Source organism: Oerskovia enterophila (assembly GCF_044748475.1).
In the GTDB taxonomy this organism is placed as follows: Bacteria; Actinomycetota; Actinomycetes; order Actinomycetales; family Cellulomonadaceae; genus Oerskovia; species Oerskovia enterophila.
Map to the genome: position 1 here is coordinate 1 of NZ_JBIVFZ010000010.1, position 5,530 is coordinate 5,530.

General features: G+C 56.6%; 3 rRNA genes. All 3 read right to left on the reverse strand.

Annotated elements, in window-relative coordinates:
• Positions 1-44 precede the first annotated feature (44 nt).
• Positions 45-161, reverse strand: a 5S ribosomal RNA gene (gene rrf / locus ACIPWA_RS20340).
• 91 nt (positions 162-252) lie between these two features.
• Positions 253-3,360, reverse strand: a 23S ribosomal RNA gene (locus ACIPWA_RS20345).
• 399 nt (positions 3,361-3,759) lie between these two features.
• Positions 3,760-5,280: ribosomal RNA gene (locus ACIPWA_RS20350) — 16S ribosomal RNA — on the reverse strand.
• Together the 16S, 23S and 5S rRNA genes form the textbook arrangement of a ribosomal RNA operon.
• Positions 5,281-5,530: the final 250 nt, after the last annotated feature.

The window sequence follows — 5,530 nt, forward strand, 5'->3', positions numbered from 1 at the left end:
GCCAAAGGCCCACCCCGTGTGGGGTGGGCCTTTGGTGAATGGTTGTCCGGCGGCGACCTACTCTCCCACCCCGTCTCCAGGGCAGTACCATCGGCGCAGAGAGGCTTAGCTTCCGGGTTCGGAATGGGACCGGGCGTTTCCCTCTCGCTATGACCGCCGTAACTCTATGGAGATGTTCGGGACCCCCGGTTACGTGGGGGTGTGCCCGTATCTCGGGAACCGCACAGTGGACGCGTAGCAAAAAGTTTGAGTGTTATCAAGTTGTCGGCTTATTAGTACCGGTCAGCTTCGGCAGTCTTTAGTCCTGCCTTCCACATCCGGCCTATCTACCCAGTGGTCTAGCTGGGAGCCTCTCCCCCTTGCGGGGATGGAAACCTCATCTTGAAGCAGGCTTCCCGCTTAGATGCTTTCAGCGGTTATCCCTTCCGAACGTAGCTAACCAGCCGTGCTCCTGGCGGAACAACTGGCACACCAGAGGTTCGTCCGTCCCGGTCCTCTCGTACTAGGGACAGCCCTTCTCAAGTTTCCTGCGCGCGCAGCGGATAGGGACCGAACTGTCTCACGACGTTCTAAACCCAGCTCGCGTACCGCTTTAATGGGCGAACAGCCCAACCCTTGGGACCTACTCCAGCCCCAGGATGCGACGAGCCGACATCGAGGTGCCAAACCATGCCGTCGATATGGACTCTTGGGCAAGATCAGCCTGTTATCCCCGGGGTACCTTTTATCCGTTGAGCGACGGCGCTTCCACAAGCCACCGCCGGATCACTAGTTCCGACTTTCGTCCCTGCTCGACCTGTCAGTCTCACAGTCAAGCTCCCTTGTGCACTTGCACTCGACACCTGATTGCCAACCAGGCTGAGGGAACCTTTGAGCGCCTCCGTTACATTTTAGGAGGCAACCGCCCCAGTTAAACTACCCACCAGGCACTGTCCCTGATCCGGATTACGGACCGAGGTTAGATATCCAGAGCGACCAGAGTGGTATTTCAACGTTGACTCCACACACACTGGCGTGCATGCTTCACAGTCTCCCACCTATCCTACACAAGCCGCACCGAACACCAATACCAAGCTATAGTAAAGGTCCCGGGGTCTTTCCGTCCTGCTGCGCGTAACGAGCATCTTTACTCGTAGTGCAATTTCGCCGAGTTCGCGGTTGAGACAGCGGAGAAGTCGTTACGCCATTCGTGCAGGTCGGAACTTACCCGACAAGGAATTTCGCTACCTTAGGATGGTTATAGTTACCACCGCCGTTTACTGGGGCTTAAATTCTGAGCTTCGCTCCGAAGAGCTGACCCGTCCTCTTAACCTTCCAGCACCGGGCAGGCGTCAGTCCGTATACATCGTCTTGCGACTTCGCACGGACCTGTGTTTTTAGTAAACAGTCGCTTCTCCCTGGTCTCTGCGGCCGTCAACGCTCGGGAAGCAAGTTCCGTCACGCATCGGGCCCCCCTTCTCCCGAAGTTACGGGGGCATTTTGCCGAGTTCCTTAACCACGATTCTCTCGATCGCCTTAGTATTCTCTACCTGACCACCTGAGTCGGTTTAGGGTACGGGCGGCTAGAACCTCGCGCCGAGGCTTTTCTTGACAGCATAGGATCACCCAATTCGCGCATACGCGCTATCTATCAGTTCTCAGGCTATGTGAACAGCGGATTTGCCTACTGTTCGCCCTACAACCTTGGACACGGTCAACCATCGCCGTGCTGGGCTACCTTCCTGCGTCACCCCTGTTAATACGCTTACCTAGTACCGGTTCGGGTCGCGCGCCGCTCTCGCGATGTCTCCCGAAGGAGACGGTGCGAGTTAAGGGCGCTTAGCATCACCGGGTTCGGTATGGGCGGTTCTTCGCCGGTAGGAGAATATCAACTCCTTGTCCATCGACTACGCCTGTCGGCCTCGCCTTAGGTCCCGACTTACCCAGGGCGGATTAGCCTGGCCCTGGAACCCTTGGTCATTCGGCGGACGGGTTTCTCACCCGTCTTTCGCTACTCATGCCTGCATTCTCACTCGTGTAGGCTCCACCGCTGGGTTACCCCGCGACTTCACTGCCCACACGACGCTCCCCTACCCATCCACACGCCTGGACCACGAAGGCCTAGCGTTTGTGTGAATGCCACAGCTTCGGCGGTGTACTTGAGCCCCGCTACATTGTCGGCGCGGAATCACTTGACCAGTGAGCTATTACGCACTCTTTCAAGGGTGGCTGCTTCTAAGCCAACCTCCTGGTTGTCTGTGCAACTCCACATCCTTTCCCACTTAGCACACGCTTAGGGGCCTTAGCTGGTGGTCTGGGCTGTTTCCCTCTCGACTATGGAGCTTATCCCCCACAGTCTCACTCCCGCGCTCTCACTTACCGGCATTCGGAGTTTGGCTGACGTCAGTAACCTTGTAGGGCCCATCGGCCATCCAGTAGCTCTACCTCCGGCAAGAAACACGCGAGGCTGCACCTAAATGCATTTCGGGGAGAACCAGCTATCACGAAGTTTGATTGGCCTTTCACCCCTAACCACAGGTCATCCCCCAGGTTTTCAACCCTGGTGGGTTCGGTCCTCCACGTAGTCTTACCCACGCTTCAACCTGCCCATGGCTAGATCACTTCGCTTCGGGTCTAGACCCAGCGACTCATTCGCCCTATTCAGACTCGCTTTCGCTACGGCTTCCCCACACGGGTTAACCTTGCCACTGAGCACTAACTCGCAGGCTCATTCTTCAAAAGGCACGCTGTCACCCCTGCTAGGGAGGCTCCAACGGATTGTAGGCACACGGTTTCAGGTACTATTTCACTCCCCTCCCGGGGTACTTTTCACCTTTCCCTCACGGTACTGGTCCGCTATCGGTCACTAGGTAGTATTTAGGCTTAGCAAGTGGTCTTGCCGGATTCACACGGGATTTCTCGGGCCCCGTGCTACTTGGGATCCCCTTCGGGAGGCCACGTCATTTCGTCTACGGGGGTCGCACCCTCTGTGCCGGGCCTTTCAATGCCCTTCGACTATAACGCGACTTTCTGACTCCCTGACCGGGTACCAGCCCGGTCTGAAAGGTCCCACAACCCCGCCCATGCAACGCCTGGTAGCTATCACACATGAACGGTTTGGCCTGTTCCGCTTTCGCTCGCCACTACTCACGGAATATCTCTTCCTGTCGGTACTGAGATGTTTCACTTCCCGACGTTCCCTCCACACACCCTATATATTCAGGTGCGGGTCACTGGACATGACTCCAGCGGGGTTTCCCCATTCGGAGATCCTCGGATCACGGTTCGTTTGCCAACTCCCCGAGGCTTATCGCAGGCTACAACGTCCTTCATCGGCTCCTAGTGCCAAGGCATCCACCCTGTGCCCTTAAAAACTTGACAACAAAAAATTGCAGAGAACAAAGATAAATCTTTGATCTTACAAAGATGCTCGCGTCCACTGTGCAGTTCTCAAGCTACGGACGATCCCACCCGCTCCCACGGCCTACCAACACAAGGTCGGCGGTTCACCCAGGAGACGCGATGGCCCGTTCAGAGCGACCCCACCCATGCGGGCGGTTCCCTCAGGACCCAACAGTGTGCTTGGCAAACCCCATCCCCCGTACCCGTGATGTTCCACCACCCACGCAAAGTGGACAGGTACTGACACGAACCGTCTTGGACGAAGCTCTTCGTTAATGTTCCACCCTTGAGCAACCATCCACCCACACGTTCGGTGAGCGCCATGGCCTCTGCACAACCAGGCTCCGAAGAGCGCCGGCTGTGAGTGATGCTCCTTAGAAAGGAGGTGATCCAGCCGCACCTTCCGGTACGGCTACCTTGTTACGACTTAGTCCCAATCGCCAGTCCCACCTTCGACAGCTCCCTCCACAAGGGTTGGGCCACCGGCTTCGGGTGTTACCGACTTTCGTGACTTGACGGGCGGTGTGTACAAGGCCCGGGAACGTATTCACCGCAGCGTTGCTGATCTGCGATTACTAGCGACTCCGACTTCATGGGGTCGAGTTGCAGACCCCAATCCGAACTGAGACCGGCTTTTTGGGATTCGCTCCACCTCGCGGTATCGCAGCCCTTTGTACCGGCCATTGTAGCATGCGTGAAGCCCAAGACATAAGGGGCATGATGATTTGACGTCATCCCCACCTTCCTCCGAGTTGACCCCGGCAGTCTCTTATGAGTCCCCACCATGACGTGCTGGCAACATAAGACGAGGGTTGCGCTCGTTGCGGGACTTAACCCAACATCTCACGACACGAGCTGACGACAACCATGCACCACCTGTACACCGACCTTGCGGGGCAACCATCTCTGGAAGTTTCCGGTGTATGTCAAGCCTTGGTAAGGTTCTTCGCGTTGCATCGAATTAATCCGCATGCTCCGCCGCTTGTGCGGGCCCCCGTCAATTCCTTTGAGTTTTAGCCTTGCGGCCGTACTCCCCAGGCGGGGCACTTAATGCGTTTGCTGCGGCACGGAACTCGTGGAATGAGCCCCACACCTAGTGCCCAACGTTTACGGCATGGACTACCAGGGTATCTAATCCTGTTCGCTCCCCATGCTTTCGCTCCTCAGCGTCAGTTGCGGCCCAGTGACCTGCCTTCGCCATCGGTGTTCCTCCTGATATCTGCGCATTCCACCGCTACACCAGGAATTCCAGTCACCCCTACCGCACTCTAGTCTGCCCGTACCCGATGCAAGCTCAAGGTTGAGCCTTGAGTTTTCACACCAGACGCGACAAACCGCCTACGAGCTCTTTACGCCCAATAATTCCGGACAACGCTTGCGCCCTACGTATTACCGCGGCTGCTGGCACGTAGTTAGCCGGCGCTTCTTCTGCAGGTACCGTCACTTGCGCTTCTTCCCTGCTGAAAGAGGTTTACAACCCGAAGGCCTTCATCCCTCACGCGGCGTCGCTGCATCAGGCTTGCGCCCATTGTGCAATATTCCCCACTGCTGCCTCCCGTAGGAGTCTGGGCCGTGTCTCAGTCCCAGTGTGGCCGGTCGCCCTCTCAGGCCGGCTACCCGTCGTCGCCTTGGTAGGCCATTACCCCACCAACAAGCTGATAGGCCGCGAGTCCATCCCAGACCGATAAATCTTTCCAGACACTCCCCATGCAGGGGCATCTCATATCCAGTATTAGACCTCGTTTCCAAGGCTTATCCCAGAGTCTGGGGCAGGTTACTCACGTGTTACTCACCCGTTCGCCACTGATCCGACCAGCAAGCTGGTCATCACCGTTCGACTTGCATGTGTTAAGCACGCCGCCAGCGTTCGTCCTGAGCCAGGATCAAACTCTCCGTAAATGTTTGCTATCAACCCCCGAAGGAGCTAACAACCATACGAAGCGGACCCGAAGGTCCATAATCATGGCTACAAACCGAAAACATGACGTTTTCAATTCATACCAAATAAGAAGTCTCAACACGAACACACAACACACACCGAAGGTGCACACCATGCGCCCATGCAGGACAATTGGCATTAACTATCAAGCACACTGTTGAGTTCTCAAGCAACCGACACGCACCGACTCCAACCCGTTTCCAGGCCTTC